Origin of the sequence: Nodularia harveyana UHCC-0300 (genome assembly GCF_034931085.1) — a bacterium.
GTDB classification, from domain to species: domain Bacteria; phylum Cyanobacteriota; class Cyanobacteriia; order Cyanobacteriales; family Nostocaceae; genus Nodularia; species Nodularia harveyana.
Genome location: NZ_JAYGHG010000018.1, coordinates 69,288 through 89,160 on the forward strand (window position 1 = coordinate 69,288; position 19,873 = coordinate 89,160).

General features: G+C 41.0%; 15 protein-coding genes, 3 tRNA genes and 1 pseudogene. 5 read left to right on the forward strand and 14 right to left on the reverse strand.

The genetic code is table 11. From position 1 onward, the window contains the following. Positions 1 to 13 precede the first annotated feature (13 nt). Entirely contained in the window at positions 14 to 865 is an 852-nt protein-coding gene (locus VB620_RS12185; RefSeq protein ID WP_323196422.1) for a hypothetical protein, read from the reverse strand. 137 nt (positions 866 to 1,002) lie between these two features. Continuing rightward, a complete protein-coding gene (locus VB620_RS12190) occupies positions 1,003 to 1,662 on the reverse strand; it encodes an Npun_F0813 family protein (RefSeq protein WP_323196423.1) in 660 nt (219 codons plus the stop codon). Between the two features lie 361 nt (positions 1,663 to 2,023). On the opposite strand from VB620_RS12190, the gene VB620_RS12195 reads away from it, so the two are divergent. Next, a tRNA-Arg gene (locus tag VB620_RS12195) sits at positions 2,024 to 2,096 on the forward strand. Positions 2,097 to 2,420: 324 nt separating this feature from the next. On the opposite strand, the gene VB620_RS12200 is transcribed toward VB620_RS12195, so the two are convergent. From VB620_RS12200 to ffh, 9 genes are all read right to left on the reverse strand, one after another. After that, positions 2,421 to 2,492, reverse strand: a tRNA-Thr gene (locus VB620_RS12200). Positions 2,493 to 2,578: 86 nt separating this feature from the next. Continuing rightward, positions 2,579 to 2,664 (reverse strand) — tRNA-Tyr (locus VB620_RS12205). A 90-nt stretch (positions 2,665 to 2,754) separates the two neighbouring features. Beyond that, positions 2,755 to 4,575 (reverse strand): ABC transporter ATP-binding protein, encoded by a 1,821-nt coding sequence (locus VB620_RS12210; protein ID WP_323196424.1) that lies wholly within the window; start codon positions 4,573 to 4,575, stop codon positions 2,755 to 2,757. Positions 4,576 to 4,644: 69 nt separating this feature from the next. Next, a complete protein-coding gene (locus VB620_RS12215; RefSeq protein WP_323196425.1) occupies positions 4,645 to 5,433 on the reverse strand; it encodes a DUF6816 family protein in 789 nt (262 codons plus the stop codon). A gap of 14 nt (positions 5,434 to 5,447) precedes the next feature. Continuing rightward, positions 5,448 to 5,855 carry a ChuX/HutX family heme-like substrate-binding protein gene (locus VB620_RS12220; RefSeq protein ID WP_323196426.1) on the reverse strand — a complete coding sequence of 136 codons (408 nt, stop codon included), beginning with the start codon at positions 5,853 to 5,855 and terminating at the stop codon, positions 5,448 to 5,450. Between the two features lie 54 nt (positions 5,856 to 5,909). Next, positions 5,910 to 6,863: a PhoH family protein gene (locus VB620_RS12225; protein WP_323196427.1), complete on the reverse strand. Its 954-nt coding sequence runs from the start codon at positions 6,861 to 6,863 to the stop codon at positions 5,910 to 5,912. Between the two features lie 142 nt (positions 6,864 to 7,005). Then, complete coding sequence (locus tag VB620_RS12230) at positions 7,006 to 7,461, reverse strand: KH domain-containing protein (protein ID WP_323196428.1); 456 nt, start codon at positions 7,459 to 7,461, stop codon at positions 7,006 to 7,008. Then, positions 7,424 to 7,684, reverse strand: a complete 261-nt coding sequence (gene rpsP, locus VB620_RS12235) for a 30S ribosomal protein S16 (RefSeq protein ID WP_089090987.1) — start codon at positions 7,682 to 7,684, stop codon at positions 7,424 to 7,426. Before rpsP ends, VB620_RS12230 begins: the two co-directional genes overlap by 38 nt. 118 nt (positions 7,685 to 7,802) lie before the next feature. Further along, positions 7,803 to 9,266 (reverse strand): signal recognition particle protein, encoded by a 1,464-nt coding sequence (ffh, locus tag VB620_RS12240; RefSeq protein ID WP_323196429.1) that lies wholly within the window; start codon positions 9,264 to 9,266, stop codon positions 7,803 to 7,805. 252 nt (positions 9,267 to 9,518) lie between these two features. Here ffh and VB620_RS12245 point away from each other — a divergent pair, with 252 nt between their 5' ends. Next, the gene (locus tag VB620_RS12245) at positions 9,519 to 10,316 is read left to right on the forward strand and encodes a PhzF family phenazine biosynthesis protein (RefSeq protein ID WP_323196430.1); all 798 of its coding nucleotides are present in this window, start codon (positions 9,519 to 9,521) and stop codon (positions 10,314 to 10,316) included. A 305-nt stretch (positions 10,317 to 10,621) separates the two neighbouring features. On the opposite strand, the gene VB620_RS12250 is transcribed toward VB620_RS12245, so the two are convergent. After that, positions 10,622 to 11,398, reverse strand: a complete 777-nt coding sequence (locus VB620_RS12250) for a hypothetical protein (RefSeq protein ID WP_323196431.1) — start codon at positions 11,396 to 11,398, stop codon at positions 10,622 to 10,624. A 255-nt stretch (positions 11,399 to 11,653) separates the two neighbouring features. Between VB620_RS12250 and VB620_RS12255 the strand changes: the two genes are divergently transcribed. Further along, the gene (locus tag VB620_RS12255) at positions 11,654 to 12,100 is read left to right on the forward strand and encodes a DUF4332 domain-containing protein (RefSeq protein ID WP_323196432.1); all 447 of its coding nucleotides are present in this window, start codon (positions 11,654 to 11,656) and stop codon (positions 12,098 to 12,100) included. A 5-nt stretch (positions 12,101 to 12,105) separates the two neighbouring features. On the opposite strand, the gene VB620_RS12260 is transcribed toward VB620_RS12255, so the two are convergent. After that, positions 12,106 to 12,720: a TetR/AcrR family transcriptional regulator gene (locus VB620_RS12260; protein ID WP_323196433.1), complete on the reverse strand. Its 615-nt coding sequence runs from the start codon at positions 12,718 to 12,720 to the stop codon at positions 12,106 to 12,108. A gap of 151 nt (positions 12,721 to 12,871) precedes the next feature. Between VB620_RS12260 and VB620_RS12265 the strand changes: the two genes are divergently transcribed. Together VB620_RS12265 and VB620_RS12270 are read left to right on the forward strand one after the other, a co-directional pair. Beyond that, entirely contained in the window at positions 12,872 to 14,494 is a 1,623-nt protein-coding gene (locus VB620_RS12265) for a M16 family metallopeptidase (RefSeq protein WP_323196434.1), read from the forward strand. Between the two features lie 107 nt (positions 14,495 to 14,601). Next, positions 14,602 to 16,107, forward strand: a complete 1,506-nt coding sequence (locus tag VB620_RS12270; protein ID WP_323196435.1) for a M16 family metallopeptidase — start codon at positions 14,602 to 14,604, stop codon at positions 16,105 to 16,107. A 1,395-nt stretch (positions 16,108 to 17,502) separates the two neighbouring features. Here VB620_RS12270 and VB620_RS12275 read toward each other — a convergent pair. Further along, positions 17,503 to 17,853, reverse strand: a pseudogene (locus VB620_RS12275) (HetP family heterocyst commitment protein); the annotation flags it as partial. Positions 17,854 to 19,873: the final 2,020 nt, after the last annotated feature.

A 19,873-nucleotide genomic window follows, 5' to 3' on the forward strand; every position in this document is an offset into this window, starting at 1 on the left:
GACACCAAATTTTCTAAGCTCGTTTGCGCCCGCGCTCCCGCCGAGTTCGGCTCAATGATGCCTCATGTTCTAGGACAGCGCCCATACCAAATAAAACTCCACTAAATACCCAAAACACTTCTAGTATCTCCCCACTTTGATAGTTTGGCCCTTGAGCATATTGAAACCACATATCTGCAATGTAGAGCGAAAACGCGGCCGCTGCAATCATTCTCCAAGACTGGCCGATTCTCCCTCCCCAAAAGGCTAGTAACAAGGTGGTAGCAATAATTAGCAAAACTACATCGCTAACTACGTAAAACCAACTCAAGATAGTAGCTAGCATCTCTGAAGGTCCTGTCTGTTTCATAGAGATCCACCATGCTAACAGACTGCCAAATACGGCAATTGTTGACACAGCCAGCAATTGCCATTTTTCTAAATTTAGTCGTCTGGAAGCTACAGCTAAAATCATGCCTACGCCCACCGAAATATAACTCAGGACAAAAAAGATATCGCCAATGGACACATCTGGTTCTTCGTTTAAAATTATTTCTGTGTAACCGAAAAATATCCCTCCCAGGAAATAAGAAAACATCCCAATCGCCATTGCGAGCCAAATATTCCGGCTGCTGACAATTTGCGGACTACGCCAATTCCTCAAGCATAAAACACCAGAACCCAAGTAAGCCAAAGCTTCAAAAATATTTGTACCAATCACATACCAATCGGCACGAGTTTCTATACCATCTGCTCCTGGAACTTTGGCACTAAATAATAAAAAGTATAACAGTGCCAGCACAGCCCAGCTAATACCAACCAAGATCAGGTTGTGATTATTGAGAATCGATGGAGAACGGTCGATTTTGTCGTAAGAGCTACTCATAAAAACTAACTATGTAAATGCACTCAACAGTATTTTGGTGTGCAGGACTGTGTAGGAAGCAGTCTATTTATCCAGTAATAAACCAGTTAATCACTAGCATCATGGCGAGTAGACCCAGTTTTCCCACACTTGTCATGCTATTGCCACAGTTTACCCAGTGATGATTGATTTAGCCAACTCATAAACAGCGATCGCTCTGTTTCTGGCATATCTTGTAACGTATCAGTAACTTCATGGGCAAAGTTTGTATTCCCAAAATATGTTTTTCCCAGTTTATGCACTTGTTCCAATAAATGGATCAGATGATCTTCTTGCCAAGGAGGAAGTTTAACTGTTTCGAGAGGGTTAATTGTGATTAAGTTTTTGACTGCTTCTAGGGAAGATGTCTCGGGAAATTGTTGCCTTTGTAAAAATTCAGCAATATCTTTCTCAAACAGTGCTGCTTGCCGATTGCCTAATAACTCTTCTATGTCCAGATAAACGGCTTGCAACAGCAAAAGACCGCCTTGAATATAAGTTTCGTTCTCACCATGACCACCTGTGTCATTGTCTATTTGATCTAAGCGAACTTTTCCCCAAACGCTAAAGCGATCTGGTTCCTCTAGCAATACACAGGCTTTACCTCGATTATCAGTTAATTCCCTCCACAAGGATCTAGCTTCTTCTTCTTGGCTAGCTTTGAAGACGCTAATTAAGCGAAAGGTTTGCCCCTGATAATTGAGGATCGGCACTTGCTGATCCCGTTTTGGGTGCTGAATACTCGATATTTCAACATCCTGCCGTTTGAGAATAAACATGGCACTAGCAAATAACTCCTCACAGGGGCTTTGTGGATAATGCGATCATCTATAGTCGTGATTGGGTAACATCGCCAAGAGTACGATTACTTAGTGTGTTATTGAGTTGAGCGTTGCGATCGCCACAAGCTAACCTCAAGTAAACCGCCTAAAGAGCATTTATATCAACACACAAATCACCTACTGGGAACACAATATAGCTAATCAATAGCCCATTTACTGTGTTTTTACTGTAAATCACATAACTAGCGACTTGAATCATACCCTTGCTCATGGGCAACCTGCAATTTTTATTTGCTTCTTCAGAGAAGATTAGGGTATAATTGGCTAGATGGCTAGTTTATTATCATAGTCATAAATTGGGTGCGTAGCTCAGTGGATAGAGCCACGGATTTCTAATCCGTTGGTCGCAGGTTCGATCCCTGCCGCACCCGTTAAAAATTTTCTACAACCTCGCTAAATATAATCTGCTTTTGTCCTGCTGCACAATGAAATTATCTGTTATCAGCTAAAGATAAAAAATTTTTTTGTGCCTTTCCAAAGTTGTCTGGGTAGTTGCATGGTTAATCTACCTGGAAATGATTTAACACCTGTTAATCTTTTAGATGAGTTATTTGGAATATTCATCTGTTTTTAACTATTAAAGTATAGTATTACACTAGAACTATAGTCAAAACAATAAAATAGGAATTCAGTTTGTCAACAGTTTCAAAACCTGAACACCTATAATTGAAATCTACTTATCTCTAATAATAGAAAGCCCGTGACGAGGATTGAACTCGTGACCTCACCCTTACCAAGGGTGTGCTCTACCACTGAGCCACACGGGCGGAAACAAGACTTGGTTTTTGAGTTATGAGCTATAAAGCAGTGAATTTACCAATCACCTAGCAATTATAGCTCATTACTTCAGAAGTGGTGGGCCGGGCTGGATTTGAACCAGCGTAGGCGCTAGCCAACGGATTTACAGTCCGTCTCCATTAACCACTCGGACACCGACCCATTTGTTTCACAGTTACTAACGTTAGCACCAAGTTTTGGAAAACGCAAGCCTTTTCTCAAAAAGATTTTGAGGAGACGATTGATGTCACTCTAAGTCAGTAATTCTCCCGTTTCTTGGAGGGAGTGTAAGCGGTGGTAAATCCCTTCGTGGCGCAAGAGTTGAGCATGGCTACCCACTTCAGCAATTCTTCCTTGATCCAGGACTACAATTTGATCGGCTTCGCGGACTGTACTTAAACGGTGAGCAATGACAATTGTGGTACAAGTCCCTTGAATTGAACGCATGGCTAATTGAATAGCACGCTCGGACTCATAATCCAAACTAGAGGTAGCTTCATCGAAAATTAGCACGTCTGGCTCCACTAGCAACGCCCTCGCAATTCCTAAGCGCTGTCGTTGTCCTCCAGATAACCTCACACCACGTTCCCCAACAACCGTGTAATAACCTTGGGGGAGGTGTGACATCACTTCATCAACTCTGGCGATTCTACAGGCTTCCTTGACCTGTTCTAGCGTCGCATTTGGTTTACCATAGGTGAGATTATCCAAGATAGTACCGTTAAAAATGTCCACTTCTTGGTGAACGATCGCTAACCTGCGCCGATACTTACCGATATCCAAAGTACTAATATCTTGATCATCAATCAAAATTTTCCCGGATTGAGGTTCAAAATACCGCAGCAACAATTTTACTAAAGTGGACTTCCCAGAACCAGAACGCCCAACTAACGCCACAGTTTGATATGGTTCAATTACCAAGTTGATATCTTGCAAAACTTGACGACTGTGATCATATCCAAAACTAATGTGTGATAACTCGATTTTTCCGATGAATTTATCCGGCACTTCCCCTGGTTTTGGTTCTTCTAAAATATTCACTGCATCAGATGCAATTGGTTCTTGTAAAAACTCTTGAAAACGTAACATTGAAGAATAGCGACGGGCGAAAACTTCTGCTATTGTGCTGATGGGTTCCAATTCAGCGTAAGCCATGCTGGAAAGAGTTAAAGTCATGACAAACTGACCGAGAGTAATTCTCCCATCTACTGTTGCGGCTAAGGTTAAACCCAAAATTGCAAACACACAAAATTGAATTACAGCCTTTTGGAAAGTCACCAGTTTGACATAACCTTTATGGATGCGATAATCAACAACGGTAAATTCTCGGTCTAAACGTTGCTTTTGTCGCTTGAGTTCCTGAGATTCTGTTGCAAAGGCTTTGACTGTTTTGATATTAGTAATTAATTCGGAAGTGCGGCTTTCAGTACCTTCCATATATTTATCCAAGCGACTTTCATGCCAAATTATCCGGCGCAAAGCCTTTAAACTAAAGCTGAGGATAAATATAAAAGAGATGAGATATAAAATTGCAATTCGCCATTCAATGAATAAAATAAATCCAAAAATTCCTAGCACACGAAATAGTTTAGGAATCAACTGTCCAGCAATTTCAGGATAAGTCCAAGTATAGTTAGACAAACCTCTGGCTAATCGTCCAGAAATGCGTCCAGGGTTATTCTCATCATAAAATTCTAGTGGGAGGGTGAGAATTTTAGCTATGGCTGCTTCGGCTTGATCTCGACGCGCTTTTAAGGGTATATCCCAGTGGAACCAAACGGTGAGCCAAGGCTGTGTGGGGGCTTTGACTACGGTAACCAAAAAAATTAAACCCAGTAATACACCTAATGATAGAGTTTGATTAACTGGGTAATTGATCAGTTTTCCTATGGTGGCGATCGCACTTTCTAATGGTCTATCTAAAGGTTGATTAGATAAAACATTTAAAATTTGCCCAATCCCATAAGGAACAACTAAATCAATGATTTCGTAAATGCTGGATGCTGCAATAGTTAAAACACTCAGCTTCCAGTGTGCATGAAAATAATGGAGAATATCTTGAAATTTAGCCATAATGCACACCATCCTAGACTGCTAAATTTAGCCTATTTATGTAATATAAAGTAGTCAAGTCTGGGAAAATTAATCTTCAGAATTACGTGAAAATTCCAATTGATAGCGATAAAGGGCGACTGGATGGGAACCTGCGGTAAAGTAATCTGGATCTTGGGGTGAGAGATAAACAGCAGTTACTTGATCCGCTATGATTGCGGGATAAGATGTAGAAACTTGCTGATATGCAGTAGTAGATTCAACTACGTTGAAATAGGGACGCGCAGCGCCTTTAAATAATTGTTGAAATACTTCTGCGGTAATGAATTGGCTATTATTAGGAGTTTCAGTAGCCCGTGCAGTGATAATAGAAACTAATTGACGTTCTCCCGGTAAAAGGGTAATTTGTCGATTTGGTGAGTCTGGATCTATTTTGACTGATAATACACCTTCTTCACCTAAATAAGCTCTGGCTAAATTTAAGCTATTAAATACTCTATCTGCTACTAAATTTGAAGATTGATTAGCAATTTTAGGAATGAGTTTTAACCCAGTAACGCGGGGTTTTTCGGGAATAAACCGCACTAAAAAATTCACTGGCTGATTAAGTTGTTGGCGATTAGATTCAAAGCCAGGGGTAATAATATCCGGTGCTAAAGGTGCTGCTAAGTCTACCAATGTGCTGGTAACTTTCCATGAACCAGCCATCCATTTAGGATACACTAAATCTCCCTCTGCCCGTTGTACGGAGGTGAGTTGTTCCCACTGGGGAAAATTTGCTAACCGTTGGGATAATTCTCCTGCTATTGCTGTGTCACTCCATCCTAATAGGCAGAAAATAATTAAGCTAAAAGTGCAAATTACCCTGATAGTTAGCATGAATTTGATAGATTTTATAAGGTTTCTATGGGTATGGGTTGCCAAACTTCTCCATATTGCTGTTGTAAGTTTTGCCAGGCTTCCACTTGTCCAGGTTCATATTCTCCGGGTTTACCCCATTGCAAAAATAAGCTTAAAGCAACTTCTTGTTTTTCATCTAAAAAGCGAATGGCGTAGGTGGTAAAGTTACCTCTTTTAGCTGTACCTGTTTCAAATTTCACTTCAGTAATTTTATCCATATTAAAGTGAAATTCAAAGCCTTCTGTGTGCAGATTGGCATATTTACCTTTAAGCAATTCGGCATAAAATAGTTTTTCTATTTTGCCACGGGCTTCTAATACAGCCGCGCTGCTGGTAACAATAATCCTTAAAGTTCCTAAGTTTTCACAGGCTTCTAAAAAGTCTCTCAGATTCTTAGTCATAATTATTTATTCCTAATTTATTAATCAGTAAAAAGGCTAGTAAACAACTATTAACTATCTTTCGTATCTTTCGTAGGCGGCGACAATGCGCTGAACTAAAGGGTGGCGGACAACATCTTTTTGGGTAAATTCACAAAAGCCAATACCTTCAACGTTTTTGAGAACTTGTAAGGCTACGGCTAGTCCTGATTTTTGGTTCAGGGGTAAATCGGTTTGTGTGGTGTCACCTGTAATTATCATCCGAGAACGGAAACCCAAACGAGTTAAAACCATTTTCATTTGGGCGGGTGTGGTATTTTGAGCTTCATCAACAATGACAAATGCATGATTGAGGGTACGTCCGCGCATATAGGCTAGGGGCGCGACTTCAATGACACCACGTTCCATTAAACTGGGGACTTTTTCTTGATCAATAAATTCATAGATGGCATCATACAGGGGGCGGAGATAGGGGTTAATTTTTTGTTGTAGATCTCCGGGGAGAAAGCCGAGTTTTTCGCCAGCTTCTACAGCCGGACGAGTTAAAATCAGTTTTTCTACTTGATTATTGAGGAGTGCTTGGACAGCCACAACTACCGCGAGATAGGTTTTACCTGTTCCAGCCGGACCAATGCAGAATGTGAGGTCACGCTTACGAATATCGTTAATGTACTGTTTTTGGCGAAAGGTTTTGGCACGGATTTCTTCACCGCGACGAGTTTTGGCGAGGACATCTCGCTGTAATTCTTGAAGTTCGTCTTGGCGATCGCTATCCTGGGCTTGGCGAGCTGTTAAAATATCGGCACTGGAGATAGTATTGCCTTTAATCCAAATAGGTTCCAGCGATCGCACTAATTTACCAGCCAGATTAATTTGCGCTGCTGTACCACTAATGTGTAGTTCTTGTCCACGTAAGACTAAATTAGCCCCTGTTTGTTGGGAGAGCAGTTTGAGATTTTCTTCTCGATCACCGGCGAGAGCGATCGCACTGGGAATATTAGGCAGCTGAATGATTAAGGCCTCTGCCATAAGTATTTATGAATAAATTTATGTAGTGCGGTTTTTAACAACAAAGCTAATTTGTGACTAACTGATTGAAATATCTGAGCGGGATTAACCACAGCACTGGGGCGTAGTTGATTGTCCACCGCTCAGACTTTCTCTTCGTTAACTATCTAGTTCGAGGTTTGACAACAGGTCTGGGTATATCTACAGTTTTGTCACGAGTTTTGGGTTCTGGCGATGGCACGGCTCGCACCGAAGGCGATCGCTCTTCTTGATTGTCATCAGAAGACATTCCCTCTCGTCCCAAACTATTGCTGCCATACATATCTAAGTATACTGATTGTCCAGCAACTTCAGCAGCCGCCGCAATTACCGTTCTGATAGCCTGGATATTGCGTCCCCCTCGACCAAACACTTTCCCCTTATCTTTGCTTTCAAAGGCGATGCGAATCCAAACCCGTTTAAGCGTGTGAGAAAATTCACAATCAATACTTAAAGTCTCTGGAGATTCTAAAAATGGCTGCATCAAAAACTTTACTAGCTCAATATAATCAGGACTAGCTTTTGGAGATAGGATGCTGGAATTAAGATGCGTTTGTGGCACTGACCTGTTCAAAAACATTGGCTTTTACTAAAATGCTGCGGACGGTATCGGTCGGTTGAGCGCCTTGTTGTAGTCGCTTAACGATACCGGGAACATTTAGTCGCACTTCATCAGTTCTGGGGTTATAGAATCCCAGTTCTTCTAGGGGACGGCCATCGCGGCGAGCTAGGTTGTTAATAGCGATAATGCGGTAACTTGGTTCCCGCTTTTTCCCGAATCGCTTCAAGCGCAATTTAATCATGGTCGAGGAATGATTCTCCGATTTGTTGGTACTGAAATGCTCATTTTAGCACTTGCCTAGCATTACCTGCTATGAATCAGTTAACAGTTATCAGTTAACAGTGAACAGTTTGTCAAGTCTACAGAGTGCCGAAGCCCTTTTTCTTCTTATCTTTGTTCTTTTTCTTTTTGGTGCCAGCCGGGGTATTATAGCCGCGCCATCCAGGATTAGAGGGACGATTACCATCACCACCAAAAGGATTGCCCATACCGCCGCCAAACATACCTGGCATTCCCGCCGGCATTTGACCTTGACCCATTTGCTGCATGAGATTTCGCATTTTTTGGAAATCAGCCACCAATTTACTCACATCCGGTTCTCTGTAACCAGATCCTTTAGCAATGCGCCGCCGGCGACTGGGAGAACTTGCCAATAAATCCGGGTCTTGGCGTTCTTGGCGGGTCATGGAGTTAATCATGGACTCGCAACGCTTGAGTTGAGTTTCTCCCTGCTTCAGTTGGTCATCGGAAATCTTGTTCATACCGGGAATCATCTTCATGATCCCTCCCAGTGAACCCATATTTTTTAACAACCGTAACTGTTTGACAAAATCGTTAAAGTCAAACTTAGCAGAGAGAATTTTATCCTGCATTTTCTCAGCATCAGCTAGGTCAAATTCTTCCTGGGCTTTTTCTACCAAAGAAAGAACATCACCCATGCCCAATATCCGGGAGGCCATGCGATCGGGATAGAAAGGTTGCAGTGCCTCGACTTTCTCGCCCACACCGACAAATTTAATGGGCGCTCCGGAAATCTGCCTAACTGACAGCGCCGCACCACCACGGCTATCACCATCTAATTTGGTCAGGATTGCCCCGGTAATGCCGATTTGTTCGTGAAAGGTGCGCGTGAGATTTGCTGCCTCTTGCCCAGTCATGGAGTCCACAACCAGCAAGGTTTCATCAGGTTCTACAGTGGCTTTGATGCGGGCGAGTTCCGCCATCATGTCCTGATCGATTTGTAGACGACCAGCAGTATCAATAATGACTGTATCTACACCTTCGGCTCTGGCACGTTCTACACCCTGGCGGGCAATTTCCACAGGGTCAGCATCGCTACCCAGGTCAAATACTGGGACATCAATTTGTTTACCTAAAGTCAGCAACTGATCAATAGCGGCGGGACGATATACGTCTGTTGCGACTAACAAACAACTACGGTTTAATTTGCGTAAATGTAAGGCTAATTTGGCGGTGGCGGTGGTTTTACCAGTACCTTGTAACCCTGCCATTAAGACGATTGTGGGTTTTCTCTCAGTTTCTGCCAAGGGAACGTTTTCTGCTCCCATGACCTGCACTAATTCATCGTGAACAATTTTGATGAACTGCTGGTCAGGGCGGACACCACTAACCACGTCGGCTCCTTGGGCTTTGGTTTCGACTTCGCTAATAAAATCTTTAACTACCTGGAGATTAACATCTGCTTCCAACAAGGCGCGGCGCACTTCCCGCAAAGCGTCTTGAATATTGGATTGAGATATTTTGTTCTGTCCCCGTAGTTTCTTCCAGGCACTTTCTAAACGGTCAGATAAAGCATCAAACATAATGTAATTACAGGTAGTTCGCCAATGAGTCAGCTTGAATCGCTCAGTTTAAAGGTTTCTGGGGCGATTCCGAATTTTCGGTAAATTTTTAATGTGCTATTTACCAGCTTAATAGTTTTCAACGCGAGTTGAGCAACTAGATACTGATGTTGATGGAGTTAGCAAGAATTTGGGAAGATGATTAAACGCAGAGGGGCGCGGAGGTAAGCGCAAAGGTTCGCGGAGTTGTTATTTTAATTTGAGGGTGAGGTTATGAGTCAGGTGATTTTTCAGGTTGATGCTTTTACGAATAGGTGTTTTGGGGGGAATCCGGCGGCTGTTTGTGTTTTGTCTGATTGTCGGGATGATGGCTGGATGCAGAATGTGGCGCAGGAGATGAATTTGTCGGAGACGGCTTTTTTGCTGAAGCAGGATGATGGTTTTAGTCTGCGTTGGTTTACGCCGACTGTGGAGGTTCCTCTTTGTGGTCACGCAACTTTGGCTAGCGCTCATGTTCTTTGGTCTCAGGGGTATTTGTTACTGGATGAAGTGGCGCGTTTTTATACGAAAAGTGGTGTTTTGATTGCTCAAGGTTTGGGTGACTGGATTGAGTTGGATTTTCCGGTGAATCTTTCTGAAGTTACGGTTACACCCCCGGAGTTAGAGGAGGCTTTGGGTGTAGGTTGTAAGTCTGTGCTGCAAAATTCTTTGGGCTATTTGGTGGAGGTGGAGTCTGAGAAGTTGGTACGAGAAATGCAGCCGAATTTTCAGCTATTGAAAAAATTAGATATCCCTGATGTGATTGTCACTAGCCAAACTGATGCAGATTCGGAATATGATTTCGTTTCTCGATTTTTTGCACCGGGCTTAGGTATAGATGAAGACCCTGTAACTGGGGCGGCTCATTGTTGTCTGGCGGCTTTCTGGCGCGATCGCCTACATAAAGATGAGTTTTTGGCTTTTCAGGCCTCCCGGCGGGGTGGAGTGGTCAAGGTGCGCTATTCAGGGGGCGATCGCGTTTATCTCTCAGGACAAGCAGTAACTGTAATGCGTGGTGAATTATTTACCTAAGCTGTATCTGGCAAAAAATCAGCATCCACAGAAATAGATAATGAAACCCTTACAATTAAAGAGTTTTGAGCCTGTTCCCAGCGATGCACTGAGCAGTTCGACCCTTCGACAGGCTCACTGTAACACTTGTCGAAGTGTTCCCTGTTCCCTGCTATATCAGGACATTCCACGGGAAATTTACTGTGGTAATTTCATTAATAGCTGTTTTCCGTCCTCGACTGTAAGAGGATGTTTTATAAGTCTCTTCTCCACTTGATGTTTCTGCTTAAACATCGGTAAACCCTCTCCAGAGGCAGCTGAAGGGCTTATTCAAAGGATATTTTATGATTGGGCGATCGCTTCAATTCAAACACAGATAGGATCAGAGGAATGGGAATGACCAAAAGAGTGTAGAAGTTGGTGAGGGATCTAAATAATAACCGTTGTCCAGGATCGTTGACGAGATCGAGAATGGGCTGTCCCAAGGCACTTGAAATTCCAACGACGGTATATCCTACTGTGACTGCGAATAACGTTATCAGATAGGTAATGGCAAGGAAACGGCTATTTCTGAAAGGCAGTGCCTTCATCGCGTAGAAGTACAAAGCATTCTCGAAAGCTACTAAAAACAGAAGAAACTGAAAGCCGATATAGGGGAGATAATGATACAAGAAGTTCACTTCTGGGTCCCAGACAAACACAATTCTGAACCAGACAGTCAAGAGAATTTCAATGGGCAAGAAAATTGTCGAGACGATATAGGCATATCGTGGAGCTTTGTTTTCCTTATACGCATCTTGAATTCTCAAAAAATTGAAAATTACATAGAAGAGAAAAGGAACTTCCCACAAGGGTAGGAGCATCGCCGAAACCGTTCGACTGGGTTCATGATCCAACCAATTACAGGGGTGATTAAACCCAAACAATTTATAGATTGCAGTGGTTTCGGGATCAACTGCAACCAATGTTTTAGTCAAAATCGCTCCCACAAGTAGTATGATAATCAATGCCACATAGGAAATAATTCTCAAAATTTCTGGATTAAACGTCAAACTAAAAGCATAGTTGACTGCCTTCTTTTTAGTTGACTTGTCGACATTCATATTTGTTTTACCTCAATAAAAGGGTGATTTTCATTTTGGATAACTGAGTAATTAAGGTTTCAAAAACCTGACTATTGATCAATTTGGGACAATTTTTCTGAGAACTTTCTCCAGATTTTTTGGTCGGTAATCTGAAAACTAAACTTAACCGCATCTATACAGCAACCAAACTGATTTTATTAATTAGAATATAAAATATCACATAAGCTTTGAATGTGGATATAAAACTTCAGAACAAAGAACAGGCTCTGCCAAATGCCCGCCAAACAGCCAAATACTAGAAGTCCCATTACAGCTTGTAACTGGTTAATAGAGCAACTACCAGGATTAAGTCAGGAAGAACAAACCCGATTGCAAGACTGTGGAATTATAACTACCAAAGACTTAATTAAACAAGGAAAAACTGCGGAAACGAGGGTAAATTTAGCAAATAAAGTCCAAGTTAATCTGCAATATGTAAATAAATGGATCGCCTTAGCCGATTTAGCGCAGATTCCTGGTGTGGGAATGGAATATTGCGGTTTATTGCTACATTCTGGTATTGCTTCTGTAGCACAACTAGCTCAAACACCTACTCAGAAATTACACAGACAAATTATGCGCCTCCAGGTATCAACAATGCAGCGCCGAGATTTGTGTCCAACTATTGATGTGGTTCAAAAATGGAGTCAGGAAGCACAACAAATTATCCGACTCAACTAAAAGCCTTATTCCTTTGCTAATACACCATTTAAAAAGATATCAGCCAAACCTTCTGCCATTTGTTGCATTTCCTGGGGTGAAGCATCGGGAGCCATGAGAGTATTGTTAGAAAAACCAGCGATCGCAAACATTCCTAAAAACACCTTAGCCACTAGTTTGGCATCAGTTTGGCGATAAATCCCCTTATCCATTGCACTTTGAAAGAAAGCTTCCGCCACATCGGTCATTTTATCAATAACTTCCTCTTGAATGCGATCGCGCAAATCTGGATGAAACTGCACCTCCATAAAACAAACCTTCATCAAATCCACATTTTTATGTAAATTCCACATCCGGCGGCGCATGACTTGAGCGATCGCCTTATAACTGCCCATTTCACTCAATTCTGTCAATAAATCTGTTAAAATCTCCACCCAGCCACTAGTAGCTACTTCTACTAAAATGGACTTTTTATTGGGAAAATAACGGAATAAAGTCCCCTCAGCCACACCTGCTGCTTGGGCTAAATCACGGGTGGTAGTACCATCAAAACCCTTGGAAGCAAATAACTTTTGTGCAGCTTGTAAAATCCGGGTGCGTGTTTGTGCTTCAGAAGTCGGAGGTGATTTAAAAATCCGCATAACAATTATTCTGTAATCTTAGGAACGCAGCTTGTTAGATTATTGTCTAGTGTCAGGCATAAAAAACACAGAAAGCTTAATACAAGGTAAACTCGCTGTTTGCCACTCAGGATATTTTTCAGATAATGGAACTTTAGTTTTATTCTCGCTTATGAATCAGCCCAGTCGTTCAATTTTGCCCTGGTCAGCCCAACTAACTATAATATTACGTCGGCTTTCCACCATTTTACTGGTCGTTGTAATTTGCTGGTCGGGGTTACTACCAGACATGGCTCTGGCTCAAACTGCAAATCCTTTACAAAGAATCCGAGAACAGCGTCAAAAACCAGCAGAGACTAGTTCAATTCAACCCTATTTAGATCGGGTAATTGCACAGTTAACAGAATTTCGCCTGGATAATGGGATGAAATTCATTGTCTTGGAACGCCATCAAGCCCCGGTGGTTTCTTTTCTGACTTATGCTGATGTCGGTGGCGTAGATGAACCAGAGGGTAAAACTGGTGTCGCCCACTTTTTAGAGCATTTAGCATTTAAAGGAACAACCCGCATTGGGACAAAAGACTACGCAGCCGAAAAAGTTTTATTAGACCGCTTAGAACAATTAGATACGCAAATTAAAACTGCAAAAGCCAATGGTAAATCAGATAATCTGGCTGAATTGCAAACTGAATTTAAGCAAGTAGAATCTCAAGCAGACCAGCTGATCAAACAAAACGAACTTGGACAAATTGTTAAGCAATCCGGTGGTGTGGGTTTAAATGCTAGCACTTCCGCCGAAGCCACCAAATACTTTTACAGCTTTCCCTCTAACAAGTTGAAACTGTGGATGTCACTGGAATCGGAGCGATTTCTAGAACCTGTACTACGGCGGGAATTTTTCAAGGAAAAAGATGTCATTTTAGAAGAACGCCGGATGCGAGTGGATAATTCGCCTATCGGTCAGATGATTGAAAAATTTACCGATACTGCTTTCACCGTCCATCCCTACAAACGACCGGTGATTGGTTATGAAGACGATATCCGCAATCTCACCCCGGAAGATGTGCAGAACTTTTTTAATACTCACTATGTACCGAGTAATTTAACCATTGCTATTGTCGGAGATGTGGATGCGGCCGAAGTGAAAAAACTGGCACAAACATATTTTGGCCGCTATCAAGCCAAAGCTAAAGCCGAAGCCAAGATTCCGGTGGAACCACCCCAAACAGAACCAAGAGAATTTACTCTAGAACTACCTTCTCAACCTTGGTATTTAGAAGGCTATCATCGCCCGTCAGTTAGCCATCCCGATGATGCTGTGTATGAAATTATTGGCGGTTTGTTGAGTAATGGACGGACATCGCGGTTGTATAAATCTTTGGTAGAACAAAAGCGCGTGGCATTAAATGCTCAGGGTTTTAGTGGCTTTCCTGGAGATAAGTACTCAAATCTAATGTTATTTTATGCGCTAACGGCTCCTGGTCACACGGTGGATGAGGTGGCGATCGCCTTGGGAGAGGAAATTAATAAGTTGAAAACCCAACCAGTAGCGGAAGCTGATTTACAACGGGTAAAAACTCAAGCACGGGCGGGTTTATTACGTAGCCTCAATTCTAATATGGGTATGGCACAGCAATTATTAGAAGCAGAGGTGAAAACTGGTTCTTGGCGGAATTTGTTTGAAAAGTTAGATCAAATTTCGGCGGTGACATCTGCGGATATTCAACGAGTATCTCAGGCAACTTTTACACCAGAGAATCGCACAGTTGGTAAGTTGTTATCGAAGCCAGAATAAAAAGATTTTTCAGAGGAACAGGGAAATATGAGGGTTTGAGAGGCTAGTGTGAACTCTCTTAGGGGATGAACGGGATTAGGTACAGAGGAAAAAAAGGTAAAAAACCGATGGGATTAAGAATTTTCAAGTTTAAATTTAGGTTGGGCAAAGGTAAAGGGCTATTTTATGGTTTAACTCTGGCTGTTGCTTGTTTACTGGTTAGTTTTAACTTTTCTTTAGCAGCGACGGCGGCGGCGAAGCATTACACTGAGTTGGAACTACCACCATTGGCTGAGATTAAGTTACCAGAGCATGAGCGCTTTGTCTTAGATAACGGTTTGGTTGTCTATTTGATGGAAGATCACGATTTACCTTTAGTTAATGGTACGGCTGTGGTGCGGACAGGCGATCGCCTAGAACCAGCTGATAAAATCGGTTTGGCTAGTTTTACAGGTGCAGTTATGCGGACTGGGGGAACTCAAAAGCATTCCCCTGATCAACTCAATGAAATGTTGGAACAACGCGCCGCGAGTGTAGAAACCAGTATTGGTCAAGGTTCTGGGAGTGCTGGTTTTCAGTCTCTGACGGAAGATTTAGAAACAGTATTTGATTTATTTGCCGAAATTCTCAGACAGCCAGTTTTTGCCCAAGAACAATTAGATTTAGCCAAAACCCAAGCTAAAGGTAGCATTGCTCGCCGAAATGATGATCCAGATAGTATTGCGAGTCGGGAATTTCAGAAATTAATTTATGGTGCAGATAGTCCCTATGCTCGCACCCTGGAATATGTCAACCTGGAAAATATTTCTCGTGGGGACGTAGCGCAGTTTTACCAGAAATATTTTCATCCCAATAATATGATTTTAGGGATTGTGGGAGATTTTGAACCGCAAAAAATGCGATCGCTCATTCAAGCCAAATTTGGCGACTGGAAACCCCACAACGAAATTACTCCCCCCCAGATATCAGAAGTCAAGCCAGCTAACAACGGCGGTGTATTTTTTGTCAATCAACCACAACTAACTCAGAGTAGTGTATTGATGGGGCATATCGGCGGTAAATTTGACAATCCTGATTATGCCGCCTTAGACGTATTGAATGGCGTATTAAATGGATTTGGTGGACGTTTATTAAACGAATTGCGATCGCGCCAAGGTTTAGCTTACTCCGTCTACGGTTACTGGAGTCCCCGCTTCGACTACCCAGGAATGTTTATAGCCGGCGGACAAACGCGATCGGATGCTACAGTCCAGTTTGTCCAAGCCTTACAAGGCGAAATCAAACGCATCCAAGCCCAACCCGTCACAGCAGAAGAACTAGCTTATGCAAAAGAGTCAACCCTCAACTCCTTTGTCTTCAACTTTCAAGACCCCAGCCAAACCCTATCACGGTTAATGCGATACGAATATTATGGTTATCCGGCTGATTTCCTATTTCGCTATCAAAAAGCCGTAGCCGCCACCACAATAGCAGACGTGCAACGAGTAGCCAAAGAATACCTCAAACCAGAACAAATCATCACTTTAGTAGTCGGGAATCAAACCGCCATTCAACCGCCATTAACACAGTTAGCCAAATCTGTAACCCCCATAGATGTAACAATTCCTAATCCCCCATCACAGGCGCAGAATTAAAAGTTACCCAGAGGCGCGAAACATCGCGTCTCTATAATTATTATTAAAAAAAATAAGAAGCCCTCATGTTGACGAGGGCTTTTTCGTTTCTAATTATTCCGATTTAACCCAATCGGTGGGGGATTCCGGAGACGGAATTGAGTGCGTAGTGGTGGAGGTGTTTCCAATTATTCCGATTTAACCCAATCGGTGGGGGTGGCTCTCTGTTGTTAAACGGTAATGGCGGTAACTTCCGTTTCCAATTATTCCGATTTAACCCAATCGGTAGGGACTGTGGGTGAAACTGCATCTGACTGGCACAGATAGTTTCCAATTATTCCGATTTAACCCAATCGGTAGGGAGTTCGTCTAGCAGCCCTTACCCAATAAGGGTTTCAGACCGCAAATCGACACGTCTCTAAAAAAGATTGTACACCCAGCCGAAAAATTAATCAAACACATAGCTCAAACCCTTACACAGCAAGCAATCGACACCACTCAACGCCAGAATAGGGATTTGGGCGATTCTTTGACTGGTGTAGATAGTCATGTTACAAAAACGCATAAAATAGCCTCAAATCCTGATTCCTCTGCGTCCTCTGCGTCTCTGTGGTTAGTTATTCCGTAATTTCTGCGTAAATCCCATAATTAAATCATCTCCTTACATCCATCATTGAGACGAACAAATATAGAGTCTAAAAAAAACTGGAAGCTACTCATTTCCAGCTTCCAGCATTTACTGTATAAATTGCAAACTTATCAACCAGAAATCATCTTATTTGGGAGAACAAGAATTATTTTCTGGAAAAAAAGCATTAGTGCTATAAAATCTATGAGACATAACTAAGAGATAAACGTTACTTCTTCTTTTTCCAGCACTGGTTATGATTCTAAATAGTATTTCTTTAGATATACATAAACCAAACTCAGTCCAGAACCTTGATTAAGTTTCCCCACGTCTAGAGACTCAATAGCAAGGATGAAAATTTAAAATTGCGGGGAGACGCGACTCTAAATTTTTTCTCAGACCTCCTCGGAAAAAGAACCACCAATCGTAACGGTTAAATCTTTTGTGTTGATTTAAGAGTTATTTACTCTGTAACATACTGAACGCCAGCAACAGCAATCAGTTAGATATGATTCATAATCAGATATTCATGGTTTTGATATTTGTAAATTAATTTGCCTTTAACCACCTCTTAATTAAATACTTAACTCTAATATATCCGATTTCTTAGACATTATTTGCCATTTTGCCAGATTTTATTGAACAAATTTAGTGTTATCAACTAGCCTAACTTTAGACAGATAAAATATTTTCAGTAACAGGTCGAAAAGCAGATACAAAATTTAGCCCTATCCCCAGTTTCAGGAATAGAGCTATTGATAATAAGCCTAATATCAGGTCAACTAATTATCTAACCGACTCCCACGAATTTCACCCTTTTGCTTTCCCACCACTTCCAGATAACCAAGGTCTTTAATTTTACTTAAATAACTCGTAGAACCGTTAATATTAGACCTTTGATTCACTGATGATTGGGTATCTTTATTCTTCTGATGACGCTGTTGGGTATTTTCTTTCAGCAATCGATTGTAAGTGCGATAGGGAATGTAATGTAAAGGATTATAACCAATTATGCGTAGCATTAACACGCAAGCCCAGGAATACTTACCCGCAAGAATCGCTTCTACTATTTTCTCAAATTGTTGAGGATTTGTTGCTTGATTAAAGTTGTGACTAATTCCAGGAATATCTTGATTCATAGTGTTAGTTATCTTGGGTAAAAATAGTTAAAACTTGTCTGCGCTATCTGTTGAAATTGACTTACAGATTATTTAGGAGAAAATAATTTCCTTGGGTATGACTGGAGAGAGAAAAACCAAATGCAACAATTTGCAAGTTTTCTGTACTGGATACAACAGAATATTCACTTCTGGTAAGTTGATTGTTATTGAGGTGGCAAAATTTATAACAATTGACACCATCTGCAAGGCTAAATAGTAGTAAAAATAAAAATAATCATGTTCCATCCTTAAACTTCTCCCTTTACTTGAGGTTTCCACTGCATTTGGCGTGATGATTCTTTCCATAAGCTGAACTGAAGTTAAAAGTTTCTTCGCTGCTGGATATGGTTAGCGGTAGATGCAGTTTTGACCTCTTTTAAATAACTCAATTCCTAATTAAATTGAGTTTCCCTGATAGTTGATTATATATTTTCTCTGATATCGAATCGAGAATATTTTTGTTCCAAGTTTAAGTTGTTATCTCAAAAAAAACCATTTATGAACATTAAGAACAACTTTGGTAAGTATAATACTATTTGCTGTTAATGTCATCTCTTTTTTGAGGATATATATGATCGAATGTACGAATTTTTTTGACCTCTAATTAAACTTGTTTAAGTTTATTTTATGCTATTTGGTTAATAACCAGTAAGGGGTCAAACCCCTCGATTGCGATAGATTTGAAACTTGTTTTTTATTAGTTTACCAGAAAATTTACCATTAGATGGATTAATTAACAACTGATAATTAAGGGCAGATAAATAACATCAAAAAATCTCAGAATATCTGGTTTGGCTCAATTTACTGCAAATTTTAAAATTTACTGGGGTTGCTTTGTTTGATGATGATTCAGCCGGAATCCTTGCTATAAAGGCTTTTTAGCTTTAATCTATCCCCTCGAATGGCATAATTCCACAATTGATCATATTAAAGATATAGTGATTTGTGTTTATGAATGCTTTATGGTATTATGTGAGACAATTTCCAGAGATTCCACAACTGATCAACATTTCTGGTTTTGAAGACGTTGCAAAAGTATGAAATAAATTGCTAAGTTCTTCAGTTGCATTGTTTCCTAGTTTTGTTAAACAACAATTTTTCAATCAAGACTTTACTCATAAAACCGAGATAGGATGAATCCCTGGTTTTTGATGAGATGCTGATGTCAAATCATATTTAATGAAAGATTGACTAATTTTGAGTATGACTCACATACTTTTGCAAACAACAGTTAATATTCCTAAGTATGGGAAATATTTTTGTAACCCTAGTTATATGTTCTTTTAGTTGATGAAACACCCGGAAAATAAAACCAAAAATTGGGTACGCTGAGTTTTTTGGGTGGAGAGACAATACCAAGACGGAGGGATGAAAGTTTGAGTTTGTGCATTCGTAAGTCCCCATTGAGAACCTCTAAGCTAGAAAGTTTGGATGAATTTCTATGTAAAATCTGTATTTAAATATACATAAAAATACTATAAATCCGAAATTTCTGTTTGGTATGGTCTTCAAACCCTGGTAATTTCAGCTTTTTTACTTTTTTAAATATAGGACTCACCCAAGAACTCTTTAGAGGTTGTTTTAAAAGTGTTCAGCTGTGATTTTAGGCACGTAATGATCCCCCCTAGCCCCCCTTAAAAATCAGGGCTTTTTCATTCGCTTGTGTTGGAGATTTGTCAAGAGGATAATCTCACGCACCAGCGCAGCGAAGGACGAAGTCCGTTAGGCGCAAAGACGCAAAGAAAAATCAGGTATTTCGGGCTGAAGAGACCAAAATTTTTGTCCTAATTGTGGATTTGCCTTCAATTTTTATCTTTTTGACCCTTGCAATTTTAACCCTTTTAGGGAACGAAACAGCCCTGCCCTTAAAAACTATCCATTACCCACATCTTTCTTAACATAAAATTTGACAAAAGGAAGTAGTTGTGTAGTGAAGTATGGAGAAAAATCGCCAGTGACTCTAGTTTAAAGACATGAGAACAAACAGAAGCTCACAAAA